This is a genomic window from Synechococcus sp. CS-1332 (assembly GCF_025127995.1).
GTDB lineage: Bacteria > Cyanobacteriota > Cyanobacteriia > PCC-6307 > Cyanobiaceae > Cyanobium.
Window position 1 is genome coordinate 1 of sequence record NZ_JAHLYP010000006.1, and the last position, 14,635, is coordinate 14,635.

Sequence of the window (14,635 nt, forward strand, 5' to 3'; positions counted from 1 at the left end):
CCCCTGGCGGCCGGGGAGCTGCGCCGGCTTCTGGCCCACTGGCCCCAGCAGACGCCCCTCACCTGGGAGGTGCTGCTCCTGGTGGGCCACCGAACCCACCCTGACGCCCCCGCCCCATGAGCTCCCCCCTGCAGCTGGTGGTCTGCGGCACCGACACCGACGTGGGCAAGACGGTGGTGAGCGCCCTGCTGGTGCAGGGCCTGGGGGCCCAGTACTGGAAACCGGTCCAGAGCGGTCTGGAGGACGGCGGCGACAGCGGCCGGGTGCAGCGGCTGCTCGATTTGCCGGCGGAGCGGCTGTGGCCGGAGGCCTACCGCCTCACGGCCCCCGTCTCCCCCCACTGGGCCGCCGAGCGGGACGGCCTCAGCATCGATCCGGCCCGGCTGGCCCTGCCGGCCTGGGACGGACCTCTGGTGGTGGAGACGGCGGGGGGGCTGCTGGTGCCCCTGCGGCGCAACTGGCTGCAGATCGATCAGATCGCCGTCTGGGGACTGCCGGTGCTGCTGGTGGCCCGCAGCGGCCTGGGCACCCTCAACCACACCCTGCTGTCCCTGGAGGCCCTGGCCAGGCGTTCGATCCCCGTCCTCGGCCTGGTCCTCAACGGCGATCCCCACCCCGACAACCCCCGCACCCTGGCCTCCCTCGGCGGAGTGCCGGTGCTGGCGGAGCTACCGCCCCTGGATCCCCTCGACCGCGAGGGCCTGGAGCGGCATTGGCAGCGCAGTGGCCTGGCCCGTAGCCTGCAGCCATGAGCCGTAAGCACCTGCTGGTGACAGGCGCCGTTGCCGCGCTCTGCGCGGGCATCCTGGTGCTGTTCACCGACATCGAGACCAGCGTCACCCGCTGGGCCAACTGCGGGCCGCTGGCCACCGGGGGCGAACGCCGTTCGGATGTATGCCGCTGAGTGGCCCCGGCTGGCACCCCCACCTCTGGCACCCCTTCACCCAGGTGGCCACGGCCGACCCGCCCCTGAGGGTGGTGCGCGGCGAGGGGGCCCTGCTCGAGCTCGATGACGGCCGCCGGCTGATCGACGCCATCAGCAGCTGGTGGGTGACCCTGCACGGCCACGGGGAGCCCAGCATCGCCGCCGCCATCGCCGGCCAGGCCCGCCGCCTGGAGCAGGTGGGCTTCTCCGATTTCCGCCACCCGGCCGCCGAACAGCTGGCCGAGCGCCTGGCCGCCTGCAGTGGCCTGGAGCGGCTGTTCTTCTCTGACAACGGCTCCACGGCCGTGGAGGTGGCCCTCAAGATCGCCTGGCAGTGGTGGCGCAACAGGGGCGAGCCCCGCCAGCAACTGATCGGCTTCGAAGGGGCGTATCACGGCGACACCTTCGGCGCCATGGCGGTGGGGGAGCGCTCCCTGTTCTCGGCGCCCTTCGAGCCGTTGCTGTTCGCCGTGGCCCGGGCCCCCTGGCCCGCCACCTGGTGGGACGACGACGGGGTGGAGGCGCGGGAGGCCGCCGCCCTGGAGCGACTGGAGCAGTTACTGGAGACGCCCACTGCGGCGGTGATCCTCGAACCGCTGCTGCAGGGGGCCGGCGGCATGGCCCTGGTCCGGGAAGGGTTCCTGAGGCGGGTGGAGGCGCTGGTGCGCGCCAGCGGGGCCCTGCTGATCGCCGATGAGGTGATGACGGGCTTCGGCCGCAGCGGCCACCTGTTCGCCTGCCAGCGAGCCGGGATCCGCCCCGACCTGATGGCCCTCTCCAAGGGGCTCACGGGCGGCTTCCTGCCCATGGGGGTGACCCTGGCCCGGGAGGCCATCTACAACGGCTTCATCGGCACCGCAGCGGGCCTGACCCTCTTCCACGGCCACAGCTTCACCGCCAACCCCCTGGGTTGCGCCGCCGCCCTGGCCAGCCTTGATCTGCTGCAGGAGCGGCCGGAACGCCACCAGGGGTTCGAAGCGCGCCACCGCCCCCATCTGGAGGCCCTGGCACGCCATCGGCTGGTGCGGCGACCGCGGCTGCTGGGCAGTGTCGCCGCCTTCGAGGTGGCCACGGATCGGCCCGGCTACCTCAATCCGGTGGGGCCACGGCTGCAACGGCTGGCCCTGGAGCGGGGCGTGTTCCTGCGGCCCCTGGGGCAGGTGGTCTACCTGCTGCCGCCGCTGTGCCTCGACGACGACCAGCTGGCCGACTGCTACGCCGTTATCGGGGCGGCCCTCTCCAGCCTCTGAACGGGAAGGGCGGCCCGGCGCTCAGGGACCCGCCAGGATCGCCGCCTCCACATCGGCCCGCGAGAGCCCATAGGGGAACTGGCGCACCGTGGTGCGGCCCTCCTGGTGCCAGCTCACCCGCAGTTCCTCCACCTCCATCGCGATGCGGGCGCTCCATTCGGGGCGGTGCAGGTCCCAGTGGGCGACGTTGGTGCGCGACTGGTTGGCCCCCAGCTGGCGCAACCAGGCCTCCAGGGCGGGCAGGGGGTGGTTGTAGAGGGGGGTGGCCGCGGGGGGCAGGGTCACGGTCGGATCGGCAGGGGCTGGCTGGGAGAGGGGAGTGGGGCGGAAACCGTTTCGAGCTCGGACCACCAGCTGGGCCAGGCCATCAGTTCGGCGCCCCGCGCCCAGGCCACCCCCAGCCCCAGCACCAGGCTGAGCACCAGGGCCAGGGCCAGCAGCAACAGGGCGAACCACTCGCCGCCGGAGAGGGCCCGGCGCACCGACACGGGCCGGACAACGGCCACGGACGGGGGGCGCTGGACCGGGGACGGGAGAGCGCTTTGCAGCAGGGCGGCGTCATAGAGCCGCCGGGCAGCCGGATCACTCAGAACGGCATAGGCCTGACGCAGCTGCCGGAAGGCCACTTCGGCCTCGCTCGCCGGCAGGGCTGTGGTATCCGGGTGGTAGCGCTTGCTCAGGCCCCGGAACGCCTGCCGCAGCTCCTGATCGGTGGCGGTGGGCTGCAGCTGCAGCACCTGGTAGTGGGTGGGGGGCTTGGCTGTGGAGGACATGGTCCCTGAGGTGGCGGTGGCAGCCTGCCCGGCGTGAGGGATCCTAGGGAGAAGCACCACTGCCGTAGCGGATGGCCGCCAGCCCCGACCCCAGCGCCCCCCCCGATGCCGGCCTCTGGCAAGCACTGGGCTGGACCCCCGACGACGGCCAGCTGGCGTCGCTGGTGGCCCTGCAGGAGCAGCTGAGGCTCTGGAACGGCCGGGTCAACCTCACCCGCCTGGTGGAGGGCGACGATTTCTGGATCGCCCAGGTCTTCGACAGCCTCTGGCCCTGGGTCCCCCTGCTGAGCGACCCCGGCGGCGTCCCCGACGGCCTCGATCTGATCGATGTGGGCACCGGCGGCGGCTTCCCCGGCCTGGCCCTGGCCATTGCCCTACCCACGGCACGGATCACCCTGGTGGATTCGGTGGGCCGCAAGCTGGAGGCGGTACGGGCCATGGCCCGCAGCCTGGGGCTGGAGGAGGGGCGGCTGCGCCTGCGCTGCGAACGGGCCGAGCGCACCGGCCGTTCCCCGGACTGCCGCGGCCGCTTCGATCGGGCCATGGCCCGCGCCGTGGCCAGCGCGCCGGTGGTGGCCGAGTACCTGGTGCCCCTACTGAAGCCGGAGGGCCTGGCCCTGCTCTACCGGGGCCAGTGGGGCGCCGACGACCAGCGCGACCTGGAGGCGGCCGTGGGGGTGCTGCGGGCGACGGTGGATCCGGCGGAGCGCCGCGACCTGCCGGCGGGCCGGGGGGTACGCCATGGCCTCTGGCTGCGGCCCTCCGGCCGCTGTCCGGCCGCCTACCCCCGGGCCGTGGGGGTGCCCCAGAAGACGCCAATCGCGCCGGGGGCCATCACGCCAGGGGCCTAGGCCGCCTGCAGGCGCGTCACCGCCTCACCGCCCAGCCGCCGGCGCAGCCGTCGCAACCGGTCGGGGATCTCGGCGGCCCAGGGGCTGGCCCCCAGCACCGCCCGCAGCTCGGCCTCGCTCACCGTGCCATCGAGGGCATCGGCGTTCTCCCCCGGAAACCAGTGCCCCCCCTGGCCCAGCAGGCCGTAGCGGGCCCGGCCGTAGGCCTCCAGGTCCCAGGCCTCCAGCAGATTGTGCAACCAGAGCAGCACCGGCAGGTTGATGCGGCCGGGGGTGTCCTGCCAGGCCGGCAGGCCCTGGCCCCAGCTGGCCAGCCACTCATCCCCCAGGGCCTCTCGGCGGGCCTGCTCGAGCCGGGTCAGGATCGGCGGCAGGAGCTCCCCGGCCCGGGGCAGCAGCGCCACGGCCTCCAGATGCAGGGCCAGATCCTGCGGCCCGGCGGCGCCGACGCTGATCGTGTGGATCCCCGGCGCCGACAGGCAGAACAGGTCGTTGAAGACGATCGGATGCAACGGCGCACACAGCTCACAGAGGCGCTGCGACGGGCTGTGCAGGTGGCCGCCCTTGTCGGTGGGACTGATCACAAACACCCCCATGTCGTGGGCGGTGGCGGCCTCGATCGCGGGCCGGTTGTCCTGGCGGATGAAGTACCAGTGCAGATTGATGTAATCGAACTGGTCGCTCGCGATCGCCTCCAGGATCAGGGGCAGCGGCGCATGGGTGGAGAAGCCCACATGGCCGATCCGGCCCGCCTCCTGCCAGCGGCGGGCCACGTCTCGGCAACCCCCGGGGCGCAGGGTCTGATCGAGCAGTTCCGGCGTGTTGAGGCCGTGGATGGCCAGCAGGTCGACCCGGCCCCCCTCGTCCGTCACCCCGTCGTCCGTCAGGCCCAGCCGCTCGAAGCTGGTCTTCAGGTCGGCCTCGAAGGCGGCCGGGTCGGCGGTCGGGGGGACTTTGGTCTGCAGGATGCGCCGGTGATCCGGCTGTCGGGGCAGCAGCCAGCCCAGCTGCCGCTCCGAGGTGCCGTAGTGGCGGGCGGTTTCGATGTGGTGCAGGCCCGCTGCGATGGCGGCCCGGAGGGTGGCTTCAAGCTTGGCCTGGCTCTCGGCCTCCACCGCCTCGGGCGGCAGATCACTCCAGCTCTGCTGAAAGCGCATGCCCCCCAGGGAGAGCACCGGCATGGCCAGCCCCGTGCGGCCGAAGCGCCGGCTGGGGATGGTCACGGCGCTGGCGGGGTGGAGCGGGGCAGGGTGCGGCGGCGGCGGCCCTGGGAGGGCAGCCCCAGGGGCTGGATCTCTTGCTCGTCGAGCTGGGCCCTCAGGGTTGGCAGCTGCTCGTAGGCCACCCAGTGGATGCAGTCCACGGGGCAGGTGTCGATCGCTTCCTGGATCCGCTCGGTGCTGTCCCCGTCCTGGCGCAGGGCCCGGGAGCGGCCCCAGTCGGGTTCCACCACAAAGGTGTTGCCGGCCACATGGGCGCAGTAGCGGCAGCCGATGCAGACGGCCTCATCCACCCAGACGGCCTGCTGCCGCAGGGCACCACCGAGGACCGGCTCCAGCCCCGTCGCCTCCGACTCCGGGGCCGCCGCGGTGCGAAAGGCCAGGGCGGGATCGAGGCCGGCAGACGGACCCGTTGTGCTCACAGGATCAGCCGTCCCAGCGGGTCACCACCAGTTCGATGCTGCCGTCGAGGTGGCTGGTCTGCTCGCTCACCTGGAAGCCCTCCTCGGCGGTGCTGGCCAGGATGGTGCGCAGGGCGTAACGCTGGGTGAGCTTGGCCAGAAAACGCTCCACCGGGATGGGCTGCTTCCAGAGTTCCAGGTCGGTGACCAGTTCGTAGCTGCCGCTGTCGGGGTTGAGACGGAAACCGATGTCCGCCCCATCGACCTGGGGAATGGCCAGCTCGGCCGTCACGGTCTGGCCGCGGTAGCCCCGCACCTGGCAGGAGCCTTCGGTGGGAGGGTGGCCCAGGTCGCAGAGGGCTTCTACCAGGGCCTGGCGATCGCGCAGCTCTGTTTTAACGGTGCTGAAGTGCGACATGGGACGTACGGGGAGGAGGGGCGGTGGCTCAGGTGCCGTGGTGCTGGACGACCACCTGGGGGTCCTGGAGATCGAGGGGTTGGGCCTGGAACGCTTCCGAGGTGCTCAGGCGTTGCTGGACGCTGCCCAACCTGGCCTCGATCCGCTCCGTGAGCTGGGAACAACCCTGGCCCTGCACACCCTCCACGAGTTCCTCCACCCGTCCGTCAGGACGAATGCGGAAGCGGATGGTGCGTTGGGCCATCCCGGGCGATCGACACAGGTCAGACCGGGATCTTAACCGCGATTTCGGGAGGCCGCGGCGGGTGGGATCGCCACGGTGGCAGGCCCTTCAGCTGATCAGGCCCTCATCCACCAGGGTCTGGAGCCGTTCGAGCACCTCCGGCTGCTCCAGCTGCTCGAGCGCCATCCGGGCTTCGTCCCGGACGGTGGAATCGCCGTCGTGCAGCATCGTGTGCAACAAGGCTTCCACCACGTCCCGCTGGCGCGGTTCCACCAGATCGGTGTAAAGGCGCCCAAGCGACCAGGCGCTGTTGCTACGCACGGCCGGCTCGCTGTCGATGCGGAGGGTCAGGAGCAGCTGGGCGGCGGCGGGGTCGGCCTTGGCCACGCCGGTGGCGCCGGCATCGGCCAGGGAGCTGGCGGCCCACAGCCGCACGGCCGAGATGTCCATCTCCAGGGCCCGGATCAGCGGGTTGAGCACGGGGGCCTCGGGGTAGTTGCCCAGGCTCCAGGCCACCGCCTTGCGCACGTAGCCGTTGTCATCGGCCCCCAGCAGGCCCAGCAGGGGCTCCACCGCCAGGGGGTGGGGATTGCGCCCCAGGGCGTAGACGGCGCTCATGCGCACGATCGGGCAGCCGGCCTTCAGCAACGGCAGCAGCAGCGGAATGGCCCGGGGGTCCCGGTGCTCGCAGAAGATGCGCAGCCCCTGCAGCCGCTCCTCACGCCCCCCCTTGAGCAGTTCGATGCCGAGGTCGCACTCGGCGGCCACATCGGAGCTGGAGGGGGCAACGCTGTCGATCTCATCGAGGGGATCGCCCAGGAGCTCCTGCGCCAGCTCCCGTGCCAGCACCTCCGGGTCGAGGGCCAGCTCATGGGTGGTTTCGGGAAAGGGCAGGCCGTCTTCCGGCATGGAGCCATCCAGGTGAGGGCATCGTAAAAGCAGGACGGCTGCCGGTTCAGCCCATGAGTACGGGATCAGCCCAGCGGGGCGGGGGCGGCCATGTCGCCGGGCAGCCAGATGCGGGCGCTGACGGCGAACAGGGCCAGGCCAAACAGCAGCACGATGGCAGCAGGCAGGAGCTTGGAGCGCAGGAAGGACATGGGGGAGCGGTGCGGCGATGCTGGCTGCATTGTGGTCCGAGCGGTCGCTTCTAGGGTTCGGCGACCCGCAAGCCGCCATGGCCACCCGTGCCTCCAGCAGCGTCCGGCCCTGGCGTCGCCTCCTGGCGGTGGCCGCCGAGGGGGTGGCCAGCGGCACCCCTTACATGGTGGGAACCAAGCTTCTGCAGGGCTGGCTCACCGCCAGCCAGATCCCCCTGTCCCTGATCGGCCTGCTCGGGCTGGCGGAGCTGCCCTACACCCTGAAGATGGTCTGGGCTCCGGCCCTTGACCGCTGGCCCCTGCCCTGGCCCGACCGCCGCCGCGGCTGGCTGCTGGTGCTGCAGCTCACCCTGGTGGCGGTGATCGGCGCCATGGCCCTGCTGCGGCCCTCCACGGATCCGGCCAGCCTGACGGCGATCGGCCTGATGGCCGTGCTGCTGGCCGTGGTCAGCGCCACCCAGGACATCGCCGTCGATGCCTACCGCACCGACCTGCTGCCCGATCTGGAGCGGGGCGCCGGAGCCGCCGCCTCCAACCTGGGCTATCGCACAGCGATGCTGGCCGTGGGGGCCGGCGGCTTCATCCTGGCCGGACGCTACGACTGGCCCCTGGCCTTTCTGTTCTCCGCCGTGCTGATGCTGGTGGTGGTGCCGTTCACCCTCACGGCGCCGCGCCTGGAACCCCTGGCGGTGCCGGTGAGCAGCCTGCGCCAGGCGGTGCTGGGTCCGGCGCGGGAGTTCCTGCACCGCAGCGGCGGGCCCAGGGCCGTGGCCCTGCTCACCCTGGTGCTGCTCTACCGCTGGCCCGATGGGCTGCTGGGCCTGATGGCGGTGCCGTTCCTGATCCAGAAGGGCTTCAGCCCCGAGGTGGTGGGGTCGGTGCTGGCGGGCTGGGGCATTGGCGCCACCATCGTGGGCACGCTGCTGGGGGGCCTGCTGTTCGGCCGGCTGGGCATGAACCGTTCGCTGTGGCTGTTCGCCCTGGTGGGGGCGGCGGGCAACCTGGCCTACTGGGCCCTGGCCCGTTTCGACGGCGGCATGCCAGGCCTGCTGATGGCCGTGGCGCTGGAGAACATCGGTGGCGGCATGGTGGGCGCCGCCTTCGTGGCGCTGCTGATGAGCCTCTGCAACCCCCGTTTCTCCGCCACCCAGTACGCCCTGCTCTCGGGGGTCTATGCCCTGAGCCGCTCGCTGCTGGCCGCACCCGCCGGGCTGGTGGCCGAACGGCTCGGCTGGCCGGGCTTCTTCCTGGCCACCACCGCCGCGGCCCTGCCGGCCTTCCTACTGATGGTGCGGCTCACCCCCTGGAACGGCCAGGGCGCCCGCGGGGCCTACAGCGCCGAACGCGACGCCGAAAACTCGCGCAGCAGCGGGACGTAGCCAGGCGAGCCCTCCACGGCGTTGTGGCCATCGACGGGCAGCACCACCAGGGAGGCGACGCCGGGGCGGAAGTGGGACAGCAGGGCGTCGGTGTGGGCACGCGGGATCACCTCGTCCCGTTTGGCCGCGATCAGCAGGGTGGGAGCGTTCACGCGGGGGGCGTCCGCCCAGGAGCGGTACTTGTCCCGCAGCAGCACGGCCACCGGCACCAGCGGGAACTGGCGGGAGGCCACGGCCTCGATGCTGTCGAACGGGGTGACCAGCACCAGCCGGGCCACCGGACGGCGGGCGGCCAGGTGCACCGCCACTCCGCTACCCAGGCTGCGGCCCAGCACCGCGATGTGGTCGTGGTCGGCCCGCACCCGGTCAAACAGGGCCAGGGCATCGGCGAACAGGGCCAGCTCCGAGGGCTGGCCGCTGCTGCCGCCATAGCCCCGGTAGTGCATCAGGTAGAGGCTGTGCTCCGGAAAGGCGGCCTCCAGCAGCGGCAACTGGCCCGCCACAGCCTCGGCGTTACCCCCGAAATAGAGCAGTGCCTTCGGGCCGGGGCGGCGGCGGACGCTCACCAGCACCTCGCTTCCCGGCGGGCCGTCGGCCATGGGCAGGGCCAGCAGCTGGCCTGCCGCGTCGCTGGAGCGGGGCTGGGGGAAATAGAGCAGGGAGCGTTGGCGCAGAAACAGCAGGCCGCACAGCCCCAGATAGGCCAGGGCCACCACCAGGCCGGTGATGGCAAGCAGGGCGCCGGGTCGCAGGGCCATGGACCGGCCGATCAGGCCGCCGGGGCGGTGAGCAGGCGGCGACGCAGCTGGCCGCAGGCGGCGTCCTGGTCGAGGCCGCGGCTGGCCCGCACGCTCACGGCGATGTGGCGCCGCTCCAGCTGGGCGCGGAAGGCCTCCACCGCCTCGGGTGCGGGGCGGCGGAAGTCCTCCTCGTCGATCGGGTTGTAGGCGATCAGGTTGACGTGGCTCTGGAAGCCCCGCAGCAGGCGGGCCAGGGCATCGGCCTGGCGGGGATGGTCGTTGAGGCCGCCCAGCAGGATGTACTCGAAGCTCACCCGACGGCCGGTGATGGCCACGTAGTGGCGGCAGTCGTCGAGCAGGGCCTCCAGCGGGTAGGCGTGGGCGGTGGGGATCAGCTCCTCCCGCAGGCGCTGGTCGGGGGCATGCAGACTCACGGCCAGGGTGAACTGGGCCCGGCCCAGCCGCTCCAGGGCGCACTCGGCCAGGGTGGGCAAGCTGCGGGGCACCCCCACGGTGCTGACGGTGATCTGGCGCTGGGCCATGCCCAGATCGGTGCAGAGGCAAGCGATGGCTTCGAGCACCGCTTCGGTGTTCAGCAGAGGTTCGCCCATGCCCATGAACACCACGTGGCTCGGGCGGCGGTCCATCGCCTCACGAACACTGAGCACCTGATCGACGATTTCGTGCACCGCCAGGGAGCGCTGCAGCCCGCCTTTGCCTGTGGCGCAGAAGCGGCAGCCCATCGGGCAGCCCACCTGACTGCTGACACAGACCGTGAGCCGATCACCGCTGGGGATGCCCACGGTCTCGAGGCTGAGGCCATCGGCGGTGGCCAGCAGCAGCTTGGTGGTGCCGTCGCGGGCGTCGCTGCGGTGCAGCAGGGCCGAGCGACCAATACCGGTGCCGGAGGCCGCCAGCTGCTCCCGCCAGGCCTTCGGCAGCACCGTGACCTCCTCAAGGCTACGGGCTCCCCTGGCGTAGATCCAGTCATGCAGCTGCTTGCCGCGGAAAGTGGGCTGGCCCTGCAGGCCGGCCCATTCCTGGAGGGCCGCCAGGCCCATCCCCAGCAGGGGAACGGGCTCCGCCATCAGGGCCAGATCAGCAGGCCGTGGCCCAGCTTCCACTCCACCGCCACCAGGGCGATGAAGCCGAGCATGGCCAGCCGGCCATTGAAGCGCTCGGTGTGGGTGTGGAAGCCGAAGCGCGGCACCCGACGCACCGGCACCGGGGTGGCGATGGCGGGATCAGTCATCGCTGAGCAATCCCTCCTCCTGCAGACCCTCAAGGGCGGCCGGATCGGCGATCAACTCCTCTTCCAGCCCCTCATCCGCCGTGGGACGGGCGAAGGCGGCGAAGCCGCTGGCGGCCGCTTCGATGCCGTGGCGGCTGCGGGTGGCCTCGAGATCCTCCTCGGAGGGGTCGTCGAGTACGGCGGCGGTGACCGCCGGGGCGGGCATTTCGACGGTGTAGTCAGGACGCAGGTTCTGGTTGCGGCGGTAGCCGGCGGCCTCCTCCTCGAGGATGTCGGGGTGGGGTCCGGCCTCGGCGCGCAGCTCCTCCTCGAAGCCCCCGAAACCGGTGCCAGCCGGGATCAGGCGGCCGATGATCACGTTCTCCTTGAGGCCCCGCAGCCAGTCACTCTTGCCCTCGATCGCCGCTTCGGTGAGCACCCGGGTGGTCTCCTGGAAGGAGGCCGCCGAGATGAACGAATCGGTGTTGAGGGAGGCCTTGGTGATGCCCAGCAGCACGGGGGTGAACTCGGCAGGAGCCCCACCGGTGATGGCCATGGCGGAATTCACCTGCTCCACCTGGCGCAACTCGATCAGCTCACCGGGGAGCAGGGTGGTGTCACCGGCGTCCTCGATGCGGACCTTGCTGGTCATCTGGCGCACGATCACCTCGATGTGCTTGTCGCTGATCGACACCCCCTGCGATTTGTACACGTTCTGCACTTCCGTGACCATGCGGAACTGCAGCTTGGAGATCGCCTCCTGGGCCGCCTCCATGGTGGGCTTGCGGCTGCGAAGGTCCTCGAAGAAACACTCGAGCAGCTCGTGGGGATTGATCGGACCGTCGGTGAGCATCTCACCGGCGCTCACCTGCTGGCCATCGTTGACCATCACGTTGCGGCCCAGCAGGATTGGATACTCGGTGATCACGTCATCGGTCTCGATCACGGAAACGGTGATCGAGTCGTCGTCCTCACCCTGCTTGATCTGCACGGTGCCGCTCTTGCGGCAGAGCACGGCCGATTCCCTTGGCCGGCGGGCCTCCAGAAGCTCTTCGATGCGGGGCAGACCCTGCACGATGTCACCGGTTTTCTGGCGCTCGAACACCAGCAGGGCGAGGGCATCACCGCGTTGCACCAGTTCGCCGTCACGGACGTGCAGCACCGAATCGGGCGACACCATGTAGGGCCGACCCAGGCGGATGGTGAGGGTCTTGCCGTCGATGGCCTCCACCTTGCCGCAGCAGGGGGAGAGCACCCCGTCGGCAAGCACGTCGCCGTCGACGATGCGATCGCCCACCACCACCTTGGGAGCGGCCCCGCCCAGATCAAGGCTGCGGGTGTCGTCGGCCCGCTCCACGATCAGGCGCCGTATCGGTTCACCGACGGTGGGTTCGGGCAGTTGCACCACGCCGTTCTCCTTGCAGAGGATCTGGGTGGTGGCCACCACATCGCCGCGCTTGACGGCGATGCCGTCTTCCACCTGCAGCTCGGTGTGGGTGGAACCGTGGCTGGCATCGGAGAGGGTGTCGCGACGCACCAGCAGGGTTTCCAGGATCACCAGCTGCAGGCGCTCGATGGTCTTGGCCCGCTTGTCGGCGACCACCTCCACATCCACCGTCATCTGGGGGGTGGTGTCAAAGGTTTCCAGGATCAGCTGGGTGCGCAGCAGCTCCACCCCTTCCACCGACTTGATCAGCTCGCCGTCCTTGAAGGTGAGGCGCTGGGTGGCCTTCAGCCCCAAGGAGGGTCCGCCGGTCTGCTTGACCGTGGAGAGTTCGGGCAGGTGGGCGGCATCGGGGATCGCGTACTCCTCGACGGGCCGCAGCAGCAGGGCGCCGCCCTCTGGGGTGTCGACCTTCTCGACGAACTTCATCGCCTCGGCCTTGAGGCCCGGGGCGATCTCTTCGCCGGGGTTGACCATCTTGCCGTCCTCGCCGTAGCGGCCGAGCACCTTGGCGTCGGAGACCAGGTGCAGCTCACCGGAGCGGACGATGATCTCCCGAAGGATGTCGTTCTTCTGGGTAACGGTGACGATGCCCGCGGTCTGGCTGAAGATGTCCTTGACGACTTCCGTGCCGGCCTCGATCCACTGGCCGTCCTCGATCATCAGCAGGGAGATGTCCTTGTTGATCTCGTGGGTTTCCTGGGGAATCCAGAGCAGGGTGCCGCCCTTGCTGACCTCGAAGCCGTGCTTGGCGGAGCGGGCCTTCTTGATCGAGAGCCCGGGGGCGAACTTCACCACGCCGCCGGTCTGGGTGCGGAAACGGTCGTCGGTGAGTTCGGCGATCACCTCACCGGCGCCGATCTTGGTGCCGGGCTGGGTCTTGACCAGGTAACGGGTGTTGTCCTTGCCCTCCAGGTGCCAGCTTTCGCCGGTGTGGCTGGATTCGCCGACCAGCTTGCAGTCCTTGAGGGTGAGGCTGGCGGTGACAATCTGCACTTCACGGGAGTCGCCGGTGGACTCCCGCAGCCGCACGGCGCCGCCGTACTCGCTCTGCAGCCGGCTTTCGGCCAGGACGTCGCCAGGGGTCACCAGCTTGTCGGTCTCCACCACAGGGAGGGCGTTCGGCGGCAGGTTGTAGACGTCGCCACTGAACACCCACAGGCGCCCCAGACGCTGGGCCTTGTGGGTGATATTGCCCTGGCGGTCGGTGACCTCCCGGGGCTGGATCACGTCTTCGAAACGCACCTGGCCAGCCAGGTCGCAGATGACATCCTTGGTGGCCTTCTCCACGCTCTTCTTCACCGCCGAGCCCGAGGAGATCTGGGCCAGGATGATGTCGTTGGCGACGGGATCACCATCGGCCACGAAGAGAATCGAGCCGTTGGTGATGTCGATCTTCTGGATCTTGCCCTTGCCCGAAGGCTTGAGGGTCAGGGTGAAGTCGGTCTCGGCCAGCTTGGCCTCCACACCATGGGGAGTGCGGTGATCGCGCACCCGGGCCTTGGACCCGAATTCGACCACGCCGTCCACCAGGGATCGCACCACGCCGGTTTCGGCCGTGGACACACCACCGGTGTGGAAGGTCCGCATGGTGAGCTGGGTACCGGGCTCCCCGATCGACTGGGCGGCGATGATGCCGACGGCTTCGCCCAGGTCGACCAGTTCGTTGTGGGCCAGGGCCCAGCCGTAGCACTTGCGGCAGACCGAGCGGGAGGCCTCGCAGGTGAGCGGTGAGCGCACCATCACGGTGGTGATCGCCGCCTTCTCGATAGCGGCCGCAAGGGCGGGGTCGATCTCACCGTTGCGATCGACGATGACGACGCCCTCGCTGTCGACGACGGGCTGGGCCGCCAGACGGCCCACCAGCTTGGTGCCGAAGCGGCCGCGCTCGTCGGCGTTGATGGGGATGAAGCGGTGGGTGCCGCAGTCCTCCTCCCTCACGATCACATCCTGGGCCACGTCCACCAGACGGCGGGTGAGGTAGCCGGAGTCGGCGGTACGCAGGGCCGTGTCCACCAGGCCCTTGCGGGCGCCGTAGGAGGAGATCACGTACTCGGTGACCGTGAGGCCCTCGCGGAAGTTGGTACGGATCGGCAGGTCGATGATCTCCCCCTGGGGGTTGGCCATCAGGCCGCGCATGCCCACCAGCTGACGCACCTGGGACATGTTCCCCCGGGCGCCGGAGTTGGCCATCATCCACACCGAATTGAGTGGATCGTTGTCGTTGAAGTTGCGGCGCACCGCCGCCACCAGCCGCTCGTTGGTTTCGGTCCAGGTGTCGATCACCTTGGTGTGGCGCTCCACCTCGGTGATCTCGCCCAGCCGATAACGCTCCTCGGTGGCCGTGATCTGCTCCTCGGCCTCTTCCAGCAGAACAGCCTTGTCGCCGGGGATGCGCAGGTCGTCGACCGAGATCGACACCGCCGCCTGGGTGGCGTAGTGGAAGCCCAGATCCTTCAGCTCATCGGCCATCGCGGCGGTGGCGGCGGTGCCGTGGTGCTTGAAGGCCCAGGACACCAGATTGCGCAGCGCCTTCTTGTCGATGATCCGGTTGCGGAACGGCGGCGCCTGCTTGCTCAGGGCGGAGGCCGCGAGTTGGGCGGCGGCCTCGGCGGCCGCCAGTTCGGCGGCGGCCTTGGCGCTCTTCTTGCTGATCTTCTTGGCGGGGGTGGCGGTCATG

The 14,635-nt window shown here is 70.5% G+C and carries 17 protein-coding genes; 5 read left to right on the forward strand and 12 right to left on the reverse strand.

Features of this window, described 5'->3' with window-relative positions; translation table 11 throughout:
• The first annotated feature begins 116 nt into the window (after positions 1–116).
• The 3 genes from bioD to bioA are packed head-to-tail and all read left to right on the forward strand — an operon-like array spanning position 117 to position 2,175.
• Entirely contained in the window at positions 117–752 is a 636-nt protein-coding gene (gene bioD / locus KQ305_RS00820) for a dethiobiotin synthase (protein ID WP_259723563.1), read from the forward strand.
• Positions 749–904, forward strand: a complete 156-nt coding sequence (locus tag KQ305_RS00825) for a hypothetical protein (protein ID WP_259723564.1) — start codon at positions 749–751, stop codon at positions 902–904. The genes bioD and KQ305_RS00825 overlap by 4 nt, the downstream gene beginning before the upstream one ends.
• Positions 895–2,175, forward strand: a complete 1,281-nt coding sequence (gene bioA / locus KQ305_RS00830) for an adenosylmethionine--8-amino-7-oxononanoate transaminase (RefSeq protein WP_259723565.1) — start codon at positions 895–897, stop codon at positions 2,173–2,175. The genes KQ305_RS00825 and bioA overlap by 10 nt, the downstream gene beginning before the upstream one ends.
• A gap of 21 nt (positions 2,176–2,196) precedes the next feature.
• Here bioA and KQ305_RS00835 read toward each other — a convergent pair whose 3' ends face one another.
• Both KQ305_RS00835 and KQ305_RS00840 read right to left on the reverse strand, forming a co-directional pair.
• A complete protein-coding gene (locus KQ305_RS00835; RefSeq protein WP_259723566.1) occupies positions 2,197–2,460 on the reverse strand; it encodes a DUF3143 domain-containing protein in 264 nt (87 codons plus the stop codon).
• Positions 2,457–2,948: a J domain-containing protein gene (locus KQ305_RS00840; protein ID WP_259723567.1), complete on the reverse strand. Its 492-nt coding sequence runs from the start codon at positions 2,946–2,948 to the stop codon at positions 2,457–2,459. Before KQ305_RS00840 ends, KQ305_RS00835 begins: the two co-directional genes overlap by 4 nt.
• Before the next feature lie 71 nt (positions 2,949–3,019).
• Between KQ305_RS00840 and KQ305_RS00845 the strand changes: the two genes are divergently transcribed.
• Positions 3,020–3,799 carry a 16S rRNA (guanine(527)-N(7))-methyltransferase RsmG gene (locus tag KQ305_RS00845; protein ID WP_259723568.1) on the forward strand — a complete coding sequence of 260 codons (780 nt, stop codon included), beginning with the start codon at positions 3,020–3,022 and terminating at the stop codon, positions 3,797–3,799.
• On the opposite strand, the gene KQ305_RS00850 is transcribed toward KQ305_RS00845, so the two are convergent.
• From KQ305_RS00850 to KQ305_RS00875, 6 genes are all read right to left on the reverse strand, one after another.
• Positions 3,796–4,980, reverse strand: coding sequence for an aldo/keto reductase (locus tag KQ305_RS00850; RefSeq protein WP_259723586.1), 1,185 nt, complete (start codon positions 4,978–4,980; stop codon positions 3,796–3,798). The genes KQ305_RS00845 and KQ305_RS00850 overlap by 4 nt on opposite strands.
• A 38-nt stretch (positions 4,981–5,018) precedes the next feature.
• Complete coding sequence (locus tag KQ305_RS00855; RefSeq protein ID WP_259723569.1) at positions 5,019–5,441, reverse strand: ferredoxin; 423 nt, start codon at positions 5,439–5,441, stop codon at positions 5,019–5,021.
• A 4-nt stretch (positions 5,442–5,445) separates the two neighbouring features.
• Positions 5,446–5,838, reverse strand: a complete 393-nt coding sequence (locus KQ305_RS00860; RefSeq protein WP_259723570.1) for a DUF1257 domain-containing protein — start codon at positions 5,836–5,838, stop codon at positions 5,446–5,448.
• A gap of 28 nt (positions 5,839–5,866) precedes the next feature.
• The gene (locus tag KQ305_RS00865) at positions 5,867–6,082 is read right to left on the reverse strand and encodes a DUF2997 domain-containing protein (RefSeq protein WP_259723571.1); all 216 of its coding nucleotides are present in this window, start codon (positions 6,080–6,082) and stop codon (positions 5,867–5,869) included.
• An 87-nt stretch (positions 6,083–6,169) separates the two neighbouring features.
• Positions 6,170–6,970 (reverse strand): HEAT repeat domain-containing protein, encoded by an 801-nt coding sequence (locus tag KQ305_RS00870; RefSeq protein WP_254944287.1) that lies wholly within the window; start codon positions 6,968–6,970, stop codon positions 6,170–6,172.
• Between the two features lie 65 nt (positions 6,971–7,035).
• Positions 7,036–7,161: a hypothetical protein gene (locus KQ305_RS00875; RefSeq protein WP_254963361.1), complete on the reverse strand. Its 126-nt coding sequence runs from the start codon at positions 7,159–7,161 to the stop codon at positions 7,036–7,038.
• A gap of 77 nt (positions 7,162–7,238) precedes the next feature.
• On the opposite strand from KQ305_RS00875, the gene KQ305_RS00880 reads away from it, so the two are divergent.
• Positions 7,239–8,540 (forward strand): AmpG family muropeptide MFS transporter, encoded by a 1,302-nt coding sequence (locus KQ305_RS00880; protein ID WP_259723572.1) that lies wholly within the window; start codon positions 7,239–7,241, stop codon positions 8,538–8,540.
• Here KQ305_RS00880 and KQ305_RS00885 read toward each other — a convergent pair.
• Genes KQ305_RS00885 through KQ305_RS00900 form a run of 4 tightly spaced genes read right to left on the reverse strand, consistent with a single transcriptional unit; the run spans position 8,492 to position 14,634 of the window.
• Entirely contained in the window at positions 8,492–9,298 is an 807-nt protein-coding gene (locus KQ305_RS00885) for an alpha/beta hydrolase (protein ID WP_259723573.1), read from the reverse strand. The two genes, KQ305_RS00880 and KQ305_RS00885, sit on opposite strands and share 49 nt — an antisense overlap.
• A gap of 11 nt (positions 9,299–9,309) precedes the next feature.
• The gene (gene rlmN, locus KQ305_RS00890; protein WP_259723574.1) at positions 9,310–10,368 is read right to left on the reverse strand and encodes a 23S rRNA (adenine(2503)-C(2))-methyltransferase RlmN; all 1,059 of its coding nucleotides are present in this window, start codon (positions 10,366–10,368) and stop codon (positions 9,310–9,312) included.
• Positions 10,368–10,532: a high light inducible protein gene (locus KQ305_RS00895; RefSeq protein WP_254990797.1), complete on the reverse strand. Its 165-nt coding sequence runs from the start codon at positions 10,530–10,532 to the stop codon at positions 10,368–10,370. The genes rlmN and KQ305_RS00895 overlap by 1 nt, the downstream gene beginning before the upstream one ends.
• Entirely contained in the window at positions 10,525–14,634 is a 4,110-nt protein-coding gene (locus KQ305_RS00900) for a DNA-directed RNA polymerase subunit beta' (protein WP_259723575.1), read from the reverse strand. The genes KQ305_RS00895 and KQ305_RS00900 overlap by 8 nt, the downstream gene beginning before the upstream one ends.
• Between the last annotated feature and the right edge of the window lies 1 nt (position 14,635).

Bases quoted from the DNA above. Each gene is read 5' to 3' on its own strand.
- bioD (WP_259723563.1), top strand. From the start codon at position 117: ATGAGCTCCCCCCTGCAGCTGGTGGTCTGCGGCACCGACACCGACGTG.
- KQ305_RS00825 (WP_259723564.1), top strand. From the start codon at position 749: ATGAGCCGTAAGCACCTGCTGGTGACAGGCGCCGTTGCCGCGCTCTGC.
- bioA (WP_259723565.1), top strand. From the start codon at position 895: ATGCCGCTGAGTGGCCCCGGCTGGCACCCCCACCTCTGGCACCCCTTC.
- KQ305_RS00840 (WP_259723567.1), bottom strand. From the start codon at position 2,948: ATGTCCTCCACAGCCAAGCCCCCCACCCACTACCAGGTGCTGCAGCTG.
- KQ305_RS00845 (WP_259723568.1), top strand. From the start codon at position 3,020: ATGGCCGCCAGCCCCGACCCCAGCGCCCCCCCCGATGCCGGCCTCTGG.
- KQ305_RS00850 (WP_259723586.1), bottom strand. From the start codon at position 4,980: ATGCCGGTGCTCTCCCTGGGGGGCATGCGCTTTCAGCAGAGCTGGAGT.
- KQ305_RS00860 (WP_259723570.1), bottom strand. From the start codon at position 5,838: ATGTCGCACTTCAGCACCGTTAAAACAGAGCTGCGCGATCGCCAGGCC.
- KQ305_RS00865 (WP_259723571.1), bottom strand. From the start codon at position 6,082: ATGGCCCAACGCACCATCCGCTTCCGCATTCGTCCTGACGGACGGGTG.
- KQ305_RS00870 (WP_254944287.1), bottom strand. From the start codon at position 6,970: ATGCCGGAAGACGGCCTGCCCTTTCCCGAAACCACCCATGAGCTGGCC.
- KQ305_RS00875 (WP_254963361.1), bottom strand. From the start codon at position 7,161: ATGTCCTTCCTGCGCTCCAAGCTCCTGCCTGCTGCCATCGTGCTGCTG.
- KQ305_RS00880 (WP_259723572.1), top strand. From the start codon at position 7,239: ATGGCCACCCGTGCCTCCAGCAGCGTCCGGCCCTGGCGTCGCCTCCTG.
- KQ305_RS00885 (WP_259723573.1), bottom strand. From the start codon at position 9,298: ATGGCCCTGCGACCCGGCGCCCTGCTTGCCATCACCGGCCTGGTGGTG.
- rlmN (WP_259723574.1), bottom strand. From the start codon at position 10,368: ATGGCGGAGCCCGTTCCCCTGCTGGGGATGGGCCTGGCGGCCCTCCAG.
- KQ305_RS00895 (WP_254990797.1), bottom strand. From the start codon at position 10,532: ATGACTGATCCCGCCATCGCCACCCCGGTGCCGGTGCGTCGGGTGCCG.
- KQ305_RS00900 (WP_259723575.1), bottom strand. From the start codon at position 14,634: ATGACCGCCACCCCCGCCAAGAAGATCAGCAAGAAGAGCGCCAAGGCC.